Genomic DNA, 20,055 nt, shown 5'->3' on the forward strand with positions numbered 1-20,055 from the left:
CCGACTAAGGCTGGGTAGTTGTTGTTGCCCTCTGCGTTAAACTCGCCCCCATTAAAGCCGATGCGGTTAGCGGTTGTGGCGGTGAACGCTGCGGGCACGTTTAATGATGCGTTTGGGCCAAATACGATGCCGGCTGGGTTGATTAAAAATAAGTTTGAGTGGCCGCCGGTTATTTGTATTAATCCGTTAATGATTGATGCATCTCCGCCAGTAACTCTACCTAAAATATTTAGAATGGCTGGGTTTGATTGAAAGTTGGCAATTTGACCGGCACTGAGGCCAAATTGGGTAAAGCTGTGGAAAAGATTAGTTCCATCTTTAGATAGATTGCCACCAGTGATATTAAACCCATTGCCTTGGGGCGTTACCACCGTACCTGTGCCATCGGATGCCGGCACAACCTGTTGTGCAGCTATAGGGTATGGGAAAAATAAAAAGTAAGAACTAAGAACTAAGAAAAGTTTATCTTTTGCCTGTTGACAGGTTTTTTTTAAAATAACTGATTTCATAAGATGTTACCTCCCAGATGTCGCTAGCTGCGGTATATGCAACCCTACTCTGTCTGCTTTCCCTCACATTGCTAGCTCTCTCACCAAGATTAACCTTGTCAGCAAGCAATGTGATTTTTTTTACAGCTTTTTTCTACACCCGTCGGCTTTTCAGCTCATTTTAGTTTAACTAACGAAGACCCTAAAGTTCCCTCTTCCGAAGGAGTGATATCAAGGTTGTTCGGCAAAAGTTTACAATCAAGAATTCTGAGCTTTTTCTACAAAATTATTAAAAATATACAACAATTATTCTTGTTATAATCTAAAATTTGTTTTTTGAAATATTTCATGGGTTAAAATTTCAATCAAAAAGCTATGCACTAAAATAAGGTTTAGTATGTTTTGAAAGAAATTTTTAATTAAAAACTTGATAAATTTTTAATATAATTAACAAATAAAGTTTACACCTGTTAAAATAGATAAATTGAGGAATTTTCAGGTAATATAAGTAGCTGCAATTAGTCAAAATATTTAAGAGTGAAAACCTAAGCAATAAAATGAAATGAAAGCAGAAAGTTGAATAAAATTTGTAATTTTAATGTTTAAAGTTATCCCAGAACAGCTTAAATGACTCTCTCTTCAGGAAGAGTGATTTGTGACAAAAGAACACCGGACAACGTTCCCCTCGAAGTGGTAAACACATGACCCAGGGTAGATGCACTAAACAATAGAGGTGTTACGCTTACCTAAGCCTCAGGACTTAATTTCAAGGTGAGTGAAAATTTTAGGGTGCTTTTGATCGTCCGGCTGAGGTGAAACCGGCCTGAAGTCAAATGGATAGGTTAAGACTGGATGTGCGACCCTAGGTACGTTACTCTAAAACCTAGGACTTCTGCGGCGCTTGCTAACCGTAGCCTTAGGTTGATCGCCCAATCTACCTAAAGGTAGGAGCTTTCCTGCGCTGCTTCTATCCCATTCTCGATAACCCGACTCATGTCATCAACTTCTCCGCCGGATTCAGCAGTAGCTTGGCACACCCTGGAAATTGATAAATCTCTGGAAAGACTCCAGAGCAATCGAGACGCTGGCTTAACGTCACAAGAAGCGTCACAACGATTGCAGCGCTATGGACCCAACGAACTACAAGAAACTGCCGGTCGCAGCCCGCTGGCCATCTTTATAGATCAGTTCAAAAACATCATGCTGTTGATGCTGATCGCTGTGGCAATCGTCTCTGCAATTCTGGATGTGCGTGCACAGCGGTTTCCCAAAGATGCGGTCGCGATTGTTGCAATTGTTGTTCTCAACGGCATCCTAGGCTATCTCCAAGAAAGCCGCGCCGAAAAAGCCTTGGCAGCCCTAAAACGTCTCGCTTCGCCCCTAGTACGCGTGATGCGCGACGGCAAGGTATTTGAAGTCGCAGCCAAGGAGTTGGTGCCTGGGGATGTGATGTTGCTAGAAGCCGGCGTGCAGATAGCAGCGGACGGACGCCTGATCGAAGAGTCTAACTTGCAAGTGCGTGAGTCGGCTCTCACCGGCGAAGCTCATGCAGTGCAAAAGGATGCGCCACTCCATCTGTCGCAAGAGACGGCCTTGGGAGATCGGCTCAATCTAGTATTTCAGGGAACAGAAGTTGTTCAAGGACGGGCTAAGGTGCTCGTCACTAATACTGGAATGCAGACAGAACTCGGTCGAATTGCGGCCCTGTTGCAGTCTGTAGAAAGCGAACCGACACCGTTGCAGCAGCGGATGACGCAACTGGGCAACGTTCTCGTCTCCGGCTCACTGATCCTCGTCCTCCTCGTAGTCGTAGGAGGTTTGCTTGATTTCACCGGCGATGGCGTTCGCTTGGTATGGAGCCGGTTTGAAGAACTGTTAGAAGTCTCTCTGAGTATGGCCGTTGCCGTCGTTCCAGAAGGCTTGCCGGCAGTCATTACCGTAACCCTGGCGTTGGGAACTCAGCGCATGGTTAAGCGCAACGCCTTAATTCGCAAACTGCCGGCTGTGGAAACCTTGGGTTCAGTCACCACCATCTGTTCAGATAAAACCGGCACCCTGACTCAAAACAAAATGGTCGTGCAGTTGGCCCACACTGCCAGCCAAAGTTTCAATATCACCGGCGAAGGTTATGCGCCCATCGGCGACTTTAAAATAGACAACCACACCGCCGAGCCAGAAAAATATCCAGAACTGCAAATTTTGCTAATTGCCTGTGTCGTTTGCAATGACGCCTTTTTGCAGCATGAAAAAGAGCAGTGGTCAATCCTAGGAGATCCAACCGAAGGTGCATTGCTCTCCTTTGCAGGGAAAGCCGGCATCAATAAAGACAGGTGGTCGCAAAAAATCCCTCGCGTTGCCGAGTTTCCCTTTTCCTCAGAACGCAAGCGCATGAGCGTGATCTGTCAGAAACAAGGGACAGGAGAGTGGGGGCTGCAGCTTCAGGCGTTTTCCCAATCCCCCTTCTTGATGTTCACCAAAGGCTCTCCAGAATTAGCCTTGGAGCGTTGCAATCATATTTTGGTGGGCGATACCATCAAACCGATCTCGGCTGAGCAGCGCAGCACAATCCTGGAACAGAATAACCAAATGGCCGCTCAAGGGCTGCGCGTGTTGGGTTTTGCCTACAAGCCATTAGAAACCTTGCCGGCACAAAACTCCGAAGAAAGAGCTGAGCAAGACTTAATCTGGTTAGGGTTAGTCACGATGCTCGATGCACCCCGACCAGAAGTGCGTGATGCAGTGGCCAAGAGCCGGCTGGCGGGAATTCGACCGATCATGATCACCGGCGATCACCAGTTAACCGCCCAAGCAATTGCTCAAGACTTAGGCATTGCCAAAGCAGGAGATCGCGTCCTCACCGGCCTAGAGTTAGAAAGATTTACCCAAGACGAACTCAAGGAACAAGTGAGCGACGTTAGCGTTTACGCACGCGTCTCCCCAGAACACAAACTTCGCATTGTCCAAGCGCTGCAAAGTCAAGGGAAATTTGTAGCGATGACCGGCGATGGAGTGAACGACGCCCCCGCTCTTAAACAAGCCGATATCGGCATTGCAATGGGCATTACCGGCACCGACGTCAGCAAAGAAGCCAGCGACATGGTGCTGCTAGACGATAACTTCGCCACCATTGTCGCCGCCACCGAGGAAGGCCGAACCGTTTACACCAATATTCGCCGGTTTATTAAGTACATCCTGGGCAGTAACATCGGTGAAGTTCTCACCATTGCCGCCGCCCCGATCATGGGTTTACCAGGGGTTCCCTTGTCGCCACTGCAAATTTTGTGGATGAACTTAGTTACAGACGGCGTGCCGGCACTCGCACTCGCAGTCGAGCCGGCGGAACCCAATGTCATGCAGCGCCCTCCCTTTAACCCCCGCGAAAGCATTTTTGCCCGGGGTTTGGGTGCTTACATGATTCGCATTGGCATTGTTTTTGCCATTATCAGCATTACCCTGATGTGGTGGGCTTACAACCATTCTCTCGCAATGGGTCCAGCCTACAAAGACCACTGGAAAACGATGGTGTTCACCACCCTCTGTCTTGCTCAAATGGGCCACGCGATTGCGATTCGCTCCAATACTCAGCTAACGATCGAGCTAAATCCCTTCTCCAATCTCTTTATTTGGGCAGCGGTGATCGTAACCACTGCGTTGCAGCTGATGCTGGTTTACGTTCCGCCTCTGCAACAGTTCTTCGGCACCACATGGCTTGACCCAATCGAACTGGCCATCTGTTTTGGCTTCAGTGCCTTAATGTTTGTTTGGATTGAGTTGGAAAAGCTGTTTATACGCTGGTACTATTCCAAGGGGCATGGACACACATCAGCCCAGGAAAAACTCAATTGGCTAATCCCGGTATTGCTCTTCCTCCTATTAGGAATCGCCACGGCTTATGCCGCCGGCAGCATTACCTGCGCTGGGTTCCACAAATGCTCTCTGGTGTTAGGAAATAGCGCTCTATTCCCACGCAACATCCCCATAAACTCCGGGATGGCTCAAGTCATTAAGTCATTACCCTCCGCCTTTTTTGGCCTATCAGCGGCTTTCTTAATCGGGTGGGCAATCAAATCAAATCAAAACCAAAAAACTTAGTACCGCTAACCAGAATTTAATTTAAGAGTCTAGGAGTCAGGATGAAGGTTGAATGCACAATTCACCACTCCTGACTTCTAACTGTTTGGGCTATGTATCTTAAAACATTACATCTGCGACAGTTTCGCAACTACTTTGATCAGCAGGTTGAATTTGGTGCCCCTAAAACAATTTTGGTGGGCGACAACGCTCAGGGAAAATCTAACCTGCTGGAGGCAGTCGGGTTACTGTCAACGCTCAAAAGTTATCGAGCGGGACGCGATCGTGATTTGATCCGGGAGGGGGAAGCAGCCGGCCAAATTAATGCCACCCTCCACCGGCAAAACGGGCCGGTAGATTTAGCTTTAACTCTGCGTCACGCCGGCAGTCGCACTTGTGCGATAAACGGTTCATTTTTGCGTCGCAAAGTAGACTTTTTGGGCGTACTAAATTCCGTGCAGTTTTCCAGTCTCGATCTCGATCTGGTGCGCGGTGGGCCAGAACATCGCCGACACTGGTTGGATGGTTTACTGGTGCAGCTCGAACCCATCTACGCCCATATTTTGCAGCAATACAATCAAGTTTTGCGACAGCGCAACGCGCTTTTAAAGAAAATACACAATTCAGAATTTGGCAACCACACTGAAGAATTGGCCCTTTGGGACGCTCAGTTAGCGACCGCCGGCTCTCGTGTGACGCGACGCCGCGCACGGGCGCTTGAGCGATTAACTCCGTTGGCGCAAGCGTGGCATTCGGCAATCAGTGGCAGAGTTGAAAGACTGGAGATTCGATACGCACCCAATATTGGGGCGGTTGATGAGTTGTCAATCCGCGATGATCCCGAACGCGTGCGACAGGCTTTTTTAGAGCAAATTCAGCATAAAGCGATTGCAGAACAGCACCAAAGCACTAGCCTCGTGGGGCCACACCGGGACGAAATAGAGTTTACGATTGATCGAACGCCGGCCCGGATTTATGGCTCTCAAGGTCAGCAACGAACGCTTGTTTTGGCGCTGAAGTTGGCAGAACTAAAACTGATTGAAGAAGTGGTGGGAGAACCGCCGCTGCTGCTGCTGGATGACGTTTTAGCTGAGTTAGACCCTCATCGGCAAAACCAACTCCTCGACGCCATCCAGGAACGCTTTCAAACCCTAATCACCACCACCCATTTAGGTGCTTTTGAACGAGCATGGTTGAAGGAATCTCAAATTCTCTCTGTTCAAGCGGGGCAAATATCTGTTGCTTAGAATTTATCGGATTCTGGTGCCGTCACGCCTGCACCCGGTTGATTGATGAAGAAGTTCTTGGCGGCCTCATTTTGATAAATACAACTAATATCTGGTGAACCTTCTAACGCGCCGGTGAAGCCAAATGTATTCATGCGATTCTTACAATCCCGTACTTGCTCGGATTTGAGTAATCCTCTTTGCTCCAAAATCGACCAGTTATTCGTCCGCAGCACGCATCCAGGTCTCATGCTGGGCTGAGAAATATAAACATTAAAGGGATTGAGGGTCATAAAAATCCGGGCGTCCATGACGACAGCGCTAGCTCCATACTGAACGCAAATCTCAGGGTTTGGTGCACTGCGGTCAATCACTTCACGGGATGCGACGTTTTCCGGGCTGAGGTTGGCTGTTGAGCTAACGCCAATGCCGATCCCAATACCCAAAACAAAAACACCGCCAAACAGTGCTAGGGATGTGTAATTAAAAGCGGAGGAGCTAGATTTACGGTTCATGCTTTCAGTAGACTCCAGAGTCTTGGGGAAATGAGGATCGAGGTAATACTATTTTAGATTTTAGATTTTCGACTGGGAGAGAACTGGATGCAACCCAAGAAAGTGAGGATTTTTCAGACGGGATTGGTTTCCCGATTTCGGGCAAATTTACCGCAAGTTAGCCGGGGGAATTTTGCCGGCGCTTTTATATCAATGCCTCAGGAGTCAGACTAGCGCAGCCGTAAGTCATGAATCTTTCGGTTAGAATAAAGTTTTTTTGCTAATTTCTTAATCAAGAATGATATAATGCTATGCCCTGTATATACCTATATTCAGCTTTCAATTTCAAGAAATAGCGTTTAAATACACCGGCTGTTATGAAAAAATCACAAATAGTAAAAGCCCAAACTTTGGGCGACTGGGCTTACCTGGCGATTGAGCAACATTCCGAGAAAACATTTGAATATGAATCTGATGTCCTCAAAGACCGCGATCCGGAAGCTTTGCATCAAATGCGAGTGGGGATGCGTCGGCTGCGTTCAGCGGTAACCGGCTTTGCAGTAGCTTTGGATTTACCCAAGGCAGCAGAAGAGGAAAAAATTGCTAAAATCGCCCGCCAGCTCGGAATGCTGCGAGATTTAGACGTTCTGCTAGAAACGCTTGAACGTGACTGCAAACCGGCTTTACCTACCGCAGAACAAGATGCGCTCGACACCGCAGTGAAATACTTACGCAAAGATCGGCGTAAGGTTCTGCAAGTTGTACAAACAACCCTAAAACATAACCGCTACAAAAAACTGAAGCAAGCTTTTAAAGACTGGCTGAAACAGCCGGCTTATCAAGAAATTGCTCAGATGCAAATTCAGGATGTTTTACCCGATTTACTAATGCCGCAAGTGAGCCGGTTGTTTCTTCATGCCGGTTGGATGGTGGGAGATAAATTAGAAGAAACAGAAGTTCCTGTGCCTGAAGAGTTTCAGTATAAAGTTTTGAATCGAGAATTATCCGCTCACGGGCCGGCTCTACACAGCCTGCGGAAGCAAGTGAAGCGCGTGCGATACCAGATGAATTTGTTTAGCGATCTCTATGGTTCTACCTATGACGCTTATGTGAAAGATATGAAAGAGATCCAGGAAGTTTTGGGTGAAATTCAAGACAGCCAGGTTTTAGAAGAAGTGTTGAAAGAGACTTTGGAATCAGAAATTGAAAGTTCGCTGCCGGCATTGGCTGAGCACATTGGAAAAACTCGCCAAAAGGCGTGGCAGCGGTGGAAACCCCTACAGGAGAGGTATTTGAACCCAGCCGTGCGGCAAGCATTTCACTTGCAATTACTCCAGCCATTACCGCAGGGAGCCAATGGTCAAGTTGGTACTCAGAGCGAGTCTGCTGATAAGGCGATGGATATCTAAACTGCAATAGAGCCGGCTTTGGAGAGAAGAAATATTTTCTCTAAACGCTATCGTTTAGATTTGTCAAATTGCAAGGCGTTTCAGTAAAATCATAACGAGTATGGTTAATTGCCGGCCATCAATTTCTTTGCCGGCAAGCTGTTTCCCTCAAAATCACAGGCGTTGACAATAAACCTAAAATAGTCGCTCTGTTTGGCGTAATCAAAAATTGCAGGTCAATGCCAGAAAATTTAGTGTTTCACTAAACTTTTGATTACCTAAATTTTACCTTAACCCTTTACACTGAAGCGGAGTTCTTGCAACCAGTGTTTCTTTACTGGGGTTTACAATGTTTTCAACTTCCCATAGCCTTCTCGAAACAGACCGGCACGACGCCAGCGAGGAGCGTCGTTTGCATTTTTATGCCAAAGGGGAACTGATTCCTTCAATGCCTGAAGGCGTTTGGCAGGTCTGCAAAGGTATAGTACAGCTGAGTACGTTGTATCCTAGTGGCGAAGAAGGACTCCTGGGATGGGTTGGGCCTTCGATGTGCTTTGGCCCTTGGTTGAGTTTTTTAGAAACCTATCAGGCTAAGGCACTCTCAGATGTTTATGTGATGTGGTTTTCTCAAAGTGAGATAGACGCATCACCGTGTCTGTGTCAGCAATTGTTACCGCAACTCAACCGCCGGCTGCGGCAAATGGAGGCTTTGTTAGCAATTGCCGGCTTGCGTCGAGTTGAGGAGCGCTTGCAGCAACTGTTGCTGCTATTAAAGCAGGAAATTGGTCAACCTGTGCCACAAGGAACTCGCCTGAGCATTCGCCTCACCCACCAGGATCTTGCCGGTGCCATTGGCACCAGTCGCGTGACTGTAACGCGAATTTTAGGCCAGTTAAAGCAACAGGGGAGGATCACTCTAGATCCTAAGCGCTACATCATTATCAAAGACACCAGTTGTGTGAGTTCTGCTGATCCTGCGGTTCTGCGTGTATGAGCCGGCGATCGGCAGTTAGAAATAGGCCGGGATAGGGAATGGAAACTTGCTTTTTCCCCTACTCTTCTGGCTTTAAGAGCTAGATAAATTTTTCCTCATTTTAATATGGGGAATTTCACCTTCTAAAAAAGTTTCTCCCTCTTCCACAAATCCTAGCTTTAGATGCAGACCTTTGACATATTCTTGAGCGTGAATCACCACGTCTTGAATGTTTCTGTGAGCGGCTGCATCTAAAGCTTTTTCCATAATCTTCTTGCCAATTCCCCGCCCTCTGGCTGCCGGTAAGAGCGCCAGCCTTTCAATCTTGGCAGTTTTACTATCTAAATATCTAATTCTGGCAGTTCCCACCGGCACGTTATCTAAATAAGCAACAATCTGCTCAGCCGTTTCATCTTGCCCATCAAAATCTAATGTGGGATCGACGCCTTGTTCTGCTTGAAAAACTGAGCGCCTAATTGCTTGAATGACAGGGCTTTCTTCAGAGTAGGTAACAGTTTTAATTATGAGATCGCTCATTTTTAAACTTACTTTATTAATTACAGAAATCTTTATGAGATAAAAATTTTTATTAAAAGGTAAAATGATTGTCTAATTTGTGAGGGCAGTTTCATCAACTTCCCCACCCTCACTTCTAAATCAACCGCGAATTAAGATTGCCGCAGAAAATCCAACAGCTCTCGATTTACTGTTTGGGGAGCTTCTTGCTGAATCCAGTGACCACAATTAGGCACTAATTTCAGTTTGAAAGGAGCCGAAATCAGATGTTCCAAACCTTCTGTAAGTTTATGGCTTAAGAAAGAATCTTCTTCACCCCACAACACTAAAGTTGGCACCGTCACCGGCACAGGCGGTTGCCCCCAATGGGAGAACCAGTGTTGAGGTGCCAGCATTTGCCGGTAGTAATTAAGCGCTGCCGCCAACACTCCAGGCTTTTCGAGTGCTTGCTGGTATATATTCGTTTCGTCAGTCGTAAAAGCAGCTTGGCGAACTGCTGTTTGGCGAAATAAGTTTTTGACCCAATCCTTTAAGTTTTGCTGAATGACCCATTCTGGCAATCCAGGGATCTGAAACGCAAACACATACCAGCTACGGCGCAGTTGATCAACATTACTGGCAAGTTCTTGCAAAAACCTTTGCGGGTGCGGTGCGTTTAATATTGCCAGCCGGTTTAAATACTGGGGAAATTTTTGAGCCAAATGCCACGCGATCGCCCCGCCCCAATCGTGACCTACAATGTGGGCTTTGACATATCCTAAACTTTCAATCAAACCCCGAATATCTGCGCTCAGGGTATCAAGATCATAACCACTTGCCGGTTTATCAGAGTCGTTATAGCCGCGCAGATCCGGAACCACAACTTTAAAATGTCGAGCCAATGCTGGGATTTGATACCGCCAGGAATACCAAAACTCTGGAAACCCGTGCAGAAGGACAACCAGCTCTCCTTCTCCTTGGGTTACACAGTGCAAACGAATCCGGTTCGTTTCAACAAAATGGTGTTGCCATCCAATTTCTTCTAGGGCACTCATTAACACTCCCGCAATCTCCTGCGCTTTCAGCGCCTCACACAGAGTTAATCATCAAGTACATGGTTAAGAGGCTTGACGACGCGGGTTGGTTAAAATTGCGGCTACACTTGCGCTGCTTTCGCCCCAAAAGCCTGGTGATGGTTTACGCTGGCGTCTCAAGCCCCCATCATTCAGACTAACATTTTGGGGATCAAATCTGATCCCTTGTCTCCTAGAGCTTGCTGGTGTCCCCTCAATGCACAGGACACCAGTCACGGCAAGCTACCTGAGACAAGAAGAGTTTTCTCAACGTCTTATGCCCCTTGGGCAACGGTTGAACGAGATTCAGAGGGGATAATTTGGTATTTCACCAAATTGGCCAATTCCTGTAACTGCGAGATGGCTTCAGCACCTTCTAATTTCATTAGTTCGCGGTCATCCCGCATTTCAGTCCAGGTAATGCCGTAGTCCGACACCAGAAACCGGATGAGATGGTTGTCACCAAGGCTCACCATAAAAGAGGCGCTGTTCATTTGACCGCCACAGGTATAGCAGGAAGCTAAATATCCTCGCCGCTCTAGCACGATGGCGAGGGCTTGGAGATTCATGACTAAATCCTGGACGAATTGACGATGTTGGGCTGCAAGTCTGAGAAACACGATTGTCCTCCTATCACCACACTTAAGATTTTAGTGTGTTTTTTATATTTTTTTAACAATTCTACGCTTTGTGGCAGCATCTGCGCTCCTAATGCCCGGAGATTTGAAACTTTGAGTGCGAACGCTTCCCCTGCCAGTGTGGGTTTGTAAGTTATTCGGGTCAGCAAGCGGGGTTCAGGAAGGCGATGAGCCGACGTTGAGCGTTTATCGAGCACCCTTCATCCTTTATTTTTCGCGCTCAGCCTTCGTGTGACAGATGATAGAACAATTTCCAGGGGAAATATGTCGTGAACCTTGGGGACAAACTAGGGAGAGAAGCGCAAAGCCATACACCCTAAAAAAAGTCTGAATTTGGACTTCGGACTTTTAACTCCGGACTTTGGTTTTTTACTTCCAGTAATACCCGCCCTCCCGAAAGACTTACACCTAACTATTTAGCTACCTTACTCTTAACGAGCCTTGTGGCTAGAGAAATCCCTCTCAGGATATATCTATTCACCAGCTTAACTTATTAGCAGAGTCTGCATTAAATTAACTGACTCTCTTTGAGAGCAAAGTATCACCAAGCACACTTATTCAATTCATTAGTTTTCCTGACTTAAGTAGGTAAAATAGGGTTCCCTCTCTAAGATGTTTTGAATGTAACGCAGTTAACCCATAAAAAAATAGGCTCAGCCGTAGCTGTACCCAAAAGTTGCCGGATTTCGCCGGCTTTATTTGTTCGCAATTTGTTATGAAAGGTATTGGAAATTTGTATAGATTTTCCGCTAGCTCAGTTAACAAATTAGCAAGCGTTAGTTAACTTGCCACCAGCCTAGCAACGGGCCAATGAATAGTACCGTCAGCCAGATAGCAACTAGGGTTCCAATACCGATCCAAGTAACGCGGTTGCTCAGTTTCATAAACTGCCCAGCCTGGCTTTTAGTAATCGGCAGCCAGGGTAAAATATTAGACTCTTTGCCGTAGTCTTCACCGAGTGCGGCTTTGCGACGTTTAGATTCGCCCATAACTTTAGAGAAGTAATCTGTTTAGTTCAGATTGATGATAGCGCTTACATTTGCGTGAAAAGCGAGTTGCTTAACAAAATTACAGTTACGAGGCCGGCTGTGAGGTTTCCCTGTATTCTTGATGGGGTCAAGATGGCTGTGAACCGTTATCGCTATGGACGCAAAGCGCAAGACAGCCGCTCGCTCCAAAACTTAATAATCCGGTTGAGCAAATAAACTGGGATCAAGATAGTCAATTCTGGCCAAGGGACTCAGGGCAGCAAGGACTTGATGGCCATAGCTGCGGTGGAGGACACGAGTATCGAGGAGGGCGACAACCCCCTGACGTTCGCGCACCGGCATGATCGCGCGTTGCAACTCACTTAAGGCTACTGGCAACAGGTATAAGCGAAACCAGTCTAAGCGCTGTTGCTTGTAGTAAGCCACCCGACCGGCAACCAGAGGGTTTTCTAGGGAGGGAATGGGTAAAGTCGCAATAGCGAGTAATTGGGGGGCCGGCAGCACTCCCTGATGCTGACGCCAGAATTCCCAGCCGGTGACTAAAATGCCATTGCCGTCGAGACAAGTTTTTTCCACCTGAACCCGCGAACCAAACTCAGCGGCTAGGACAGCACCGACCTGAGCTTTAAGAGGGACATCACCCACTAAAACCACTGTAAGTCCGCCCGCCAAAGCGCTGGCATTCAATAAGGTGCGGATTTCTTGGATTAAAGCGTCTTGAAATTGGGGTGTGTTGGGCAGAGGTAGCCGGTCTGGTAAATACAGATGAATTAATTCATTTTGCCGGTCTGGGGAGAACTTCAGGCAAGTCATTTCTGGCAACCCAACCCGCTGCCGATAAACGGTCGCCTCGGTTTCTAAATCTACATTTCCGCCAATTAACACCACCGGCTGCTGTGGCCAAATTTTGCTTAAAGCTGAAGCAACCTCAACCGGGCCGCAGTACAACGTGAATTGACCCTGCCGGCGCTCAATTTCCGCCCAGCTCAAATGTCCCTCCGTTTGCCAGCGTTGCCAAAAGTTGCGCCACGCAGTCGGCAAACTTGAAAAATCCGTGATAGAGGGCGAAGGCTCAACAGTTTGGGCGTTCCCGTACCCCGCAGGAGTTGCCGATTTCTGTAGCGATAGGAAAAGACGCCTCAAAATTTCTTGTTCTGGAGCGTCGAGCAGATTACATTCGTAGGGATTGACAGGATGCTGAAAGAAAGCCCGTGTCAGCCGCACGCGGGCGTTGCGGATAGCATCTGCGCGATGTGGACACGCCAGCATCAGTTCGTTCCAATCAGCCGGTTGAATGCCGGCAGTTAACTGCTGGTGCGCCCATGTTTCCAGATCATCAACGCCATCAATGACGGTCGGAACGCCATTTTGAAAGCGGTTTCCTTGTTCCAGCCGGTCTGCTAGCCAAGCTTCAGGAGAGGTGATTAGCAGCCCTTGGAAGCCGTCATAAGGCCAGTGATCTCCGGTGCGGATTGCTTTTGGCGTTTTAATCCACTGTTGCAGTTGGGGGATTTCTACCATAAGCAAACGCTGCCGCACATCCTCTCGTGCGACTAAGATGGCCGGCTCATGCCACATTAAAGCCGGCATCAAATAGCTCAATCGATATCGTCCGTGAGAGCCACCAGGAGCGATGCCAGTCTGCATCAGGGCGCTGCGTCCCAAGCGCAACGCCCGCGCCACCAACCGCGCCATCGTCAAATGATGAGGCCAGTAAGGTTCGCCTGACGAGCGCAGAAAGGTACGGAGTGAGTTATGGACTTCTACCTCGATCACGAGTCTGCCGCGCTTGAACTACTGCGACTTTATTCTGACACAGCTAACAAAAGGGGTATTGGGAAATGGGGCCAGGGACATTGAGAATTAAGAATTAAAAATTTTCTACATTTTCACGCCTTCTTCCCCTCTCTTCTCCCTAGCCCCTAGCCCCTAAGAATGTGACGCTCTAGCGGCGTCGGCGACCGCTCGATCTTGCCGGACGGGAGGAACGTCCGCTGCCAAAACTACCGGAACCGGGTTGGACTCGGCTGGGACGGGATTGGCCAGATGATTTCAAGTTACTAGATCCAAAACCAGAACCACTTGGCCTGTTGGAAGTGGATGGTCTGGTAGATGGGCGATTGGAGGTTGCAGGCCGGTTCGAGTTAATACGCCCTGTGGTGCGTAATTGATTTCGGCGATTTTGCACGGCTGGCGGTGGAGCTTGGTAGCGGCTTTGGTATCCCTGAACCGCTTGATTGTATGTACTGCCATGTCCGCCATAGCCAGTTAAAATGACACCAGGCTGATAGACCGGCGGTACATAGTACCGAGGTGCAAACAACATATTACCTACGACTTGGCCGGCTAAGGCACCGGCAAAGGGAGTCCAAAAACTAGATTCCCGACGCACAACAACTGTTTGTTGTTGGCCGGATTGGGGGTCGGTTTGTGTCTCGGTGACGGCGTGGACGTACTCAATCTTGAAATCTTCGCTCATGTGCAGGTTAGCTTCACCGCCATTAACCTGTAAATAACTCTTTTGGCCATTGGCGATTTCGGCCTCTGTCAGCTGAGCCATCTTTAAATCAGTGGTGTTAAAGACTGCCGGTGAGGCGTTAAGCAAAAACAGGCTATATTCCCCATTAGCATCGTTATAGCTAGCTTGCTGCACTGGATACAGGCCATCAGCCAGCCTTGTTTGAGGGGCTGAAGTGCTGGCGTTTCGGGTTGCAGGAGATTGACTAACGGAAGAAGAACTGCCGCAGGCAACGGTTGTCCACGAGAGGGACAAGACCATAAACAAGGTTATAAATTTACGCAACATGGAGCCGGTGAATGACTGCAAAAACAACTGTTAAGCGTGCCGGTGTCGCAGGCGCTGGTCACTGGCACTCTCTCTCATCTTAGAAGAGAAAAGCAATCGCCATCTGAGTATGACCCACGGCTATGATTTTCCCGATAATGTTCAGAGTGTAATAGTTTGAGTAATTTTTGATAGGCTAAATGAAGTGAATGTCCAGCCGTTTGCAGAGCCTCTGTCAAATCTGGAGTCACGCAAACAGCCAGAGTTCGGAAAAAACATTGTCCGGATCTCTTCAAGTTTTGCTCGGTTAAAAATATTTTTTTTCAGCAGGAAGTTTTGCAATACTTGACAGTGAGCGAAATGCTAGTGAGCCTTTCTAAAGCATGGAAGAGATTCTCAAGATCCTCGTAGTTGATGACGATGAGGTAGACCGCATAGCGGTGCGACGTGCACTGAAGGCTGCCGGCGTACAAATGCAACTGTTGGAGGCCGGCGACTGTGCGACAGCGCTGGCTACGATCCAACAGCACACCTTTGACTGTGTCTTTCTAGATTATCTTCTGCCCGATGGCGACGGCTTGACGCTGGTACAACAAATGCGGCAGGCTGGGGTCAAGGTGCCTTTAGTAGTCTTAACAGGTCAGGGAGATGAGCAAATCGCTGTTGAGCTAATGAAAGCCGGAGCCTCAGATTATCTTTCTAAAGCAAAAGTTTCACCAGAAAATCTCTCGAAAAGTCTCCGGAGTGTGATTCGCCTCTATCAAGCTGAAAAGGAGGCAGCCTTGGCTAACCAACGCCGGCAAGAAAGCGAAGAACGCTATCGGCTGGTGCTAGAAGGAGCCAACGACGGGATTTGGGACTGGTATATACCTGATAACAAAATTTATTGGAACGACCGGCTATTTGAAATTACAGGTTTGTCCCTTGAGCAATTTGAGGGAACTTATGAAGCGTTTTGCTCCCTAATGCATCCAGAAGACAAACCAGGAGTTATGGATGCTGTCCATGTTCACCTAGAGCATAACGTGGCATTTAACGTCGAGTTACGACTGCGTCATGTTTCTGGAGAATACCGTTACTGTATCGCCCGCGCCAAAGCTCAGCGAGATGCTTGGGGAGTGCCTTTCCGGATGTCCGGCACCATTACCGACATTACTGAGCGCAAGCAGGCTGAAGAAGCGCTGCGATTTTTAGCTGAAGCCAGTTCTGTGTTGGCAGCTTCTCTCGATTACAAAACCACACTCGCCAGTATTGCTCAGTTAGTGGTGCCAACTCTGGCAGACTGCTGTTTTTTTGATGTCTTGACTGCCGATGAAAAAAGTCAGCGCGTGGCGTGGCAGCACGTCGATCCCAAGAAACGGGAATGGTTTGATCGGGTGCAACGTTACGTGCCGGCCTATCCTTTTAAGCACCATCCTGCTGCTAATGTCTTGTTAACCGGCAAAGCAACTTTTGTGCCAGAAGTCTCTCATGCCTGGATGCAAGAAGCGGCAACCAGTGAGGAGCATTTTCAGTTTATGCGCGATCTCGAGTTGCGCTCTTTGATGACAGTGCCGCTGATTGCTCATGATCACAAGCTGGGAACTCTGACTTTCTGCTTAGTTGCCGAATCGGGCCGCAATTACACTAAAGCGGATCTCGCTTTGGCTGAAGACTTGGGGCGACGGGCTGCGATTGCGATTGAGAATGCAAGGCTTTACCGCGAAGCCCAAGAGGCTAATCGCATGAAGGATGAGTTTTTGGCCACGCTCTCTCACGAGTTGCGAACGCCGTTGAATGCAATGCTAGGTTGGGCGCAACTGCTGAAAAGCCGCAAGCTTGACGAAGAAAAGACGGTTCGCGCTTTGGATACGATTGAGCGCAATGCCCGATCCCAGACGCAGATGGTCGAAGATTTGCTGGATGTGTCTCGAATTATTACCGGCAAGCTACGCCTGAATTTCCGCGCCTGTGAACTGTTGCCGGTGATTGAGACGTCACTCGATAGTGTGCGTCCGGCGGCTGCAGTCAAGTCAATTGAGATTCAATCTTGTCTTGACCCAAAAGTGAGCGTAGTTGCCGGCGATTCTAACCGCTTGCAGCAAATTATCTGGAATCTGCTCTCGAATGCAGTCAAGTTTACGCCAAATGGAGGGCGAATAGAGGTTCGCCTAGAACAGTTTACAGATGAATTTTTGGGTCGCTCTTATGTCCAGATCCAAGTGAAGGATACCGGCATTGGCATCAGTCCTGACTTTCTACCGTATGTGTTTGAGCGCTTCCGCCAGGCGGATAGCACGACATCAAGGGCTTACAGCGGATTAGGGCTGGGACTAGCAATTGTGCGCCATTTGGTGGAACTGCATGGGGGGACTGTCTATGCAGCAAGTCCAGGCGAAGGCCACGGCTCGACGTTTACTGTGCAGATGCCAACCACTTTTCAGCCTTCTACGGCTCCCCCGCAGCCGGCTGTGGTTTCTATTCCACCCTCGGTGGTGAATACTCAACCGTATTCTTTAGACGGCTTGCGGGTGCTTGTCGTTGACGATGAAGCGGATACGAGGGAGTTGCTGAGCGTGATGCTCAAGCAATATGGGGCTGATGTGAAAGCGGTTAGCTCAGCCGGCGAGGCGCTTTTATCGCTGGAACAGTTAAAACCGGATGTTTTGGTGAGCGATATCGGGATGCCCTTTGAAGACGGCTACTCCCTGATTCGCCGGATTAGAGCGCTGGAAGCCCAGGATGGTGGGCAGGTGCCGGCTGTGGCTTTGACGGCTTATGCCAGAGAGTCAGACCGCTCTCTGGCTTTGAAAGCCGGTTTCCAACTTCATGTGTCTAAGCCGGTGGAGCCAACTGATTTAGCGGCAGCGGTCGCTAAATTGGTCGGACGAAGTGCTAGTTGATTAATGCATCTACTTTGCATTTTAAGATGCTTGTTCTAACACAAAAAACTTGATGCTTAAGATTTTCATCTACTGACACACTTTCAGTTTATGAAATTTAAATGCTTAAAACAAGTTAAAGTGGGATTAATTCGGGGAAATGTTCGATGAGCTGATCGTCGGTGAGTTCATCTCCCAACTGAGCCGGCGAGAAATGCACTTGAATGGCGCGGAAGCTGCCTCGATACTGTAGATCGATGAGGGCTTTCAGACCAGCTCTTAGGGTCTCATCTTGGGAGAGGTCGGTTTCGAGTGCCGGCACTTCTCCCTCGCACGCCACTGTAATCATGACCACTAAGTTATGAGTGATCGGCAAAGATAAGGGTCCATCCGCTATTGGTGCCGCTCCGGTTTCATAGGGTTCGCTCAAATAGCGTTCCGCCGAATCGGTAAACAGTTCGCTGACATAGTCGCCGGCTTCTGCCTCGTCCCAAAAAACATCCCCTTCATTAGCCGCTGAGCGCCAATAGGCATCAGATTGCAGCAGACTGTGACAAATTTTAACGAGTTCTTCACCCATCACTTTGAGGTCTCCCTCAGATTCAATCGCCTCTCTAGCTGCGTGATTGAGGACTCCTAATAAAGGAGCCACTTCATCGCCGGCCAAATGAATAAACAGCCGGCTGACCACAAACCGAGTGCGGCCTCTCATCTGGTTAAAGCGATTGCCCAAAGTGTTCATTCTGATTTCTCCCCTTTGCACGAAATTAAGTATATCACGCGTATATTTTGAAATCTTCGCCCTTGGCTAATCTTATAAATTTATCAGCCGTCAAGAGTTTATTAAATAATGTCAGTAATGAAGTATTTTTTAGACATTTTTTTTAGCGAGTATAAAATTGCAATTTTTAGAATTTCATTATTTGATTTAATGCCTAATTATTCCTTTAAGTTCTACTGAACGTCGATAGAATAAAAGCCTCTGATGAAATCAACAACGACATTAATTGGTGGGATAGCAAACAGTTGAGAATTTCCCTGGCCGGCACTCATTTTCGGATTTGTAGCGCTCGCTGAGTTCATAAACCGTTTTCCAAAACTGGGATCGTGATAAACACTCAAACTTTGATCGCTGGAATTGAGCAAAATTGTGTGAGTGGGAGCGTTGAAAAAACTAGCTCTGCGCTCCATCGCCGGAAAAATTTTTGACAGCTCAATCGCATTAACTTGGTTCAGTGTTTGACTCAGTGCTGTGCTTAACTGCTGGATGCGCCTGAGTTCTGGGATGCTGAGGTGGCTAGTTGCGTGCGCCCGGATCTGCTTGATCAGTGTGATGATATTTCGTTGAGTCGCAGCAGCGTTTTCAAAGGGAAGAATGGCGATATAAGCGGTGGGAAATAATTGCTCATCGTTGTCTACCCGAAATGTCAGTACAGTTCTGCGGTAGCCAACTGTAATACTCGGAGGTTGGCTCAAGCCGGCATATTGCAGAGCAATTTGATAGTAAGCATTTGCTAAAGCAAAATTCGCCTCTTGATCCAGGGGTGCATCGATGACAATTCGTACAGTCGGGGGCGTTTGATTAAAAAACTTTTTAGAGTCTTCTGGCTCGAAGCGGTGGAGTTGGGTGTGATCGCCATGCGGACTCACGTCAACCCACTCACAAATCATCGCGTCTGTTTTTAAGCCAAATCGTGAAACTCCATAAAGTTTTGCGCCGGTTAAGGTAGCACCGCTGAGATCGGCTCCCACCCATTCCGCTCGGATCAAATTGGCTTGGGTGAGATCGGCATGAACTAAACTGGCATTTAATAAATTGCTGTTGCTCAAGTCTGCGCCAATTAAATTTGCCCCACTCAATTTGGCATCACTGAGGTTGGCCCATTGGAGATTAGCCCCGCTGAGAGCGGCCCATCTTAGGTTCGCGCCACTGAGGTCGGCTCCACTGAGGTTAGCCCGATTAAAGTTAACGTGTCTGAGTTCAGTGTTGCTCAGATTTGCCCCGCTAAGATCGGCCCCACTGAGGTCGGTTTGGTTCAGTTTGGCTTGCTCTAAGTTGGCACCGGCAAGAGATGCGCCCCTAAGATCGGCTTCACTTAAGTTTGCTCCACTCAAATTGGCTTGTCTAAGTTTGGATTCTCTTAAGTCTGCTGCGTTTAGGTTCGCCTCGATCAGGTTGGCTCGGCTCAGCTCGGCACGGATTAGCTCAGCTCGAATGAGGGACGCTTGAATGAGTTCGGCGTCGCTGAGGTTCGCCCGCACGAGGTTGGCTACATTGAGAATCGCCCCGTTTAATTTAGCTTTGCTGAGATTGGCTCCACTCAATCGGGTGACATTGAGTTTGGTGCCGGAGAGGTTGGCACCGCTCAAATTCGCTCCACTCAGATTGGCGATACTCATGTTCGCCTGACTAAAGTTGGCTCCACTCAGGTTGACTCTGCTTAGGTTAGCTTCACAGAGGTTGACGCCGGTAAACTCTCTTTCACCGGCTGCATATCTTTTTAGGAGTTCCTCAACTTCCATCAGGGTTACCATTCCAATATTTCTTACAGTTAAAACTCTGTTCTCAAGGGG

Annotated in this window: 16 protein-coding genes; 6 read left to right on the plus strand and 10 right to left on the minus strand. The window is 48.1% G+C overall.

Features of this window, described 5'->3' with window-relative positions:
• On the minus strand, positions 1-509 hold a 509-nt coding region (locus H6F56_RS11925; protein WP_190668235.1), incomplete at its 3' end, for a filamentous hemagglutinin N-terminal domain-containing protein.
• 972 nt (positions 510-1,481) lie between these two features.
• Here H6F56_RS11925 and H6F56_RS11930 point away from each other — a divergent pair.
• Together H6F56_RS11930 and recF are read left to right on the plus strand one after the other, a co-directional pair.
• On the plus strand, positions 1,482-4,580 hold the full coding sequence (locus tag H6F56_RS11930) for a cation-translocating P-type ATPase (protein ID WP_190668238.1): 3,099 nt from the start codon (positions 1,482-1,484) through the stop codon (positions 4,578-4,580).
• Positions 4,581-4,672: 92 nt separating this feature from the next.
• On the plus strand, positions 4,673-5,806 hold the full coding sequence (gene recF, locus H6F56_RS11935; RefSeq protein ID WP_190668240.1) for a DNA replication/repair protein RecF: 1,134 nt from the start codon (positions 4,673-4,675) through the stop codon (positions 5,804-5,806).
• On the opposite strand, the gene H6F56_RS11940 is transcribed toward recF, so the two are convergent.
• Positions 5,803-6,300, minus strand: coding sequence for a DUF3172 domain-containing protein (locus H6F56_RS11940; protein WP_190668244.1), 498 nt, complete (start codon positions 6,298-6,300; stop codon positions 5,803-5,805). The two genes, recF and H6F56_RS11940, sit on opposite strands and share 4 nt — an antisense overlap.
• 87 nt (positions 6,301-6,387) lie before the next feature.
• On the opposite strand from H6F56_RS11940, the gene H6F56_RS26850 reads away from it, so the two are divergent.
• From H6F56_RS26850 to H6F56_RS11950, 3 genes are all read left to right on the plus strand, one after another.
• Positions 6,388-6,513, plus strand: a complete 126-nt coding sequence (locus H6F56_RS26850; RefSeq protein WP_255513711.1) for a hypothetical protein — start codon at positions 6,388-6,390, stop codon at positions 6,511-6,513.
• Between the two features lie 143 nt (positions 6,514-6,656).
• Positions 6,657-7,688 carry a CHAD domain-containing protein gene (locus H6F56_RS11945; RefSeq protein WP_190668248.1) on the plus strand — a complete coding sequence of 344 codons (1,032 nt, stop codon included), beginning with the start codon at positions 6,657-6,659 and terminating at the stop codon, positions 7,686-7,688.
• A gap of 328 nt (positions 7,689-8,016) precedes the next feature.
• A complete protein-coding gene (locus tag H6F56_RS11950; RefSeq protein ID WP_190668251.1) occupies positions 8,017-8,661 on the plus strand; it encodes a Crp/Fnr family transcriptional regulator in 645 nt (214 codons plus the stop codon).
• A 72-nt stretch (positions 8,662-8,733) separates the two neighbouring features.
• On the opposite strand, the gene H6F56_RS11955 is transcribed toward H6F56_RS11950, so the two are convergent.
• The 6 genes from H6F56_RS11955 to H6F56_RS11980 form a co-directional block, all read right to left on the minus strand.
• The gene (locus H6F56_RS11955) at positions 8,734-9,177 is read right to left on the minus strand and encodes a GNAT family N-acetyltransferase (protein WP_190668253.1); all 444 of its coding nucleotides are present in this window, start codon (positions 9,175-9,177) and stop codon (positions 8,734-8,736) included.
• A 131-nt stretch (positions 9,178-9,308) separates the two neighbouring features.
• A complete protein-coding gene (locus H6F56_RS11960; RefSeq protein ID WP_190668256.1) occupies positions 9,309-10,190 on the minus strand; it encodes an alpha/beta fold hydrolase in 882 nt (293 codons plus the stop codon).
• Between the two features lie 293 nt (positions 10,191-10,483).
• Positions 10,484-10,828 carry a DUF1815 family protein gene (locus tag H6F56_RS11965; protein WP_190668260.1) on the minus strand — a complete coding sequence of 115 codons (345 nt, stop codon included), beginning with the start codon at positions 10,826-10,828 and terminating at the stop codon, positions 10,484-10,486.
• A 794-nt stretch (positions 10,829-11,622) separates the two neighbouring features.
• Complete coding sequence (locus H6F56_RS11970) at positions 11,623-11,835, minus strand: DUF2839 domain-containing protein (protein WP_190668262.1); 213 nt, start codon at positions 11,833-11,835, stop codon at positions 11,623-11,625.
• A 192-nt stretch (positions 11,836-12,027) separates the two neighbouring features.
• A complete protein-coding gene (locus tag H6F56_RS11975) occupies positions 12,028-13,611 on the minus strand; it encodes an ATP-dependent DNA helicase (protein ID WP_190668264.1) in 1,584 nt (527 codons plus the stop codon).
• A 169-nt stretch (positions 13,612-13,780) separates the two neighbouring features.
• A complete protein-coding gene (locus H6F56_RS11980; RefSeq protein WP_416360992.1) occupies positions 13,781-14,614 on the minus strand; it encodes a hypothetical protein in 834 nt (277 codons plus the stop codon).
• Between the two features lie 389 nt (positions 14,615-15,003).
• Between H6F56_RS11980 and H6F56_RS11985 the strand changes: the two genes are divergently transcribed.
• On the plus strand, positions 15,004-17,502 hold the full coding sequence (locus tag H6F56_RS11985) for a response regulator (RefSeq protein ID WP_190668270.1): 2,499 nt from the start codon (positions 15,004-15,006) through the stop codon (positions 17,500-17,502).
• 115 nt (positions 17,503-17,617) lie between these two features.
• Here the strand turns inward: H6F56_RS11985 and H6F56_RS11990 are convergent, their stop codons facing one another.
• A complete protein-coding gene (locus tag H6F56_RS11990) occupies positions 17,618-18,223 on the minus strand; it encodes a DUF1517 domain-containing protein (protein ID WP_190668273.1) in 606 nt (201 codons plus the stop codon).
• A gap of 212 nt (positions 18,224-18,435) precedes the next feature.
• Positions 18,436-20,004 carry a pentapeptide repeat-containing protein gene (locus H6F56_RS11995; RefSeq protein ID WP_190668702.1) on the minus strand — a complete coding sequence of 523 codons (1,569 nt, stop codon included), beginning with the start codon at positions 20,002-20,004 and terminating at the stop codon, positions 18,436-18,438.
• Positions 20,005-20,055 lie beyond the last annotated feature (51 nt).

This window comes from Microcoleus sp. FACHB-672 (assembly GCF_014695725.1).
In the GTDB taxonomy this organism is placed as follows: Bacteria; Cyanobacteriota; Cyanobacteriia; order Cyanobacteriales; family Oscillatoriaceae; genus FACHB-68.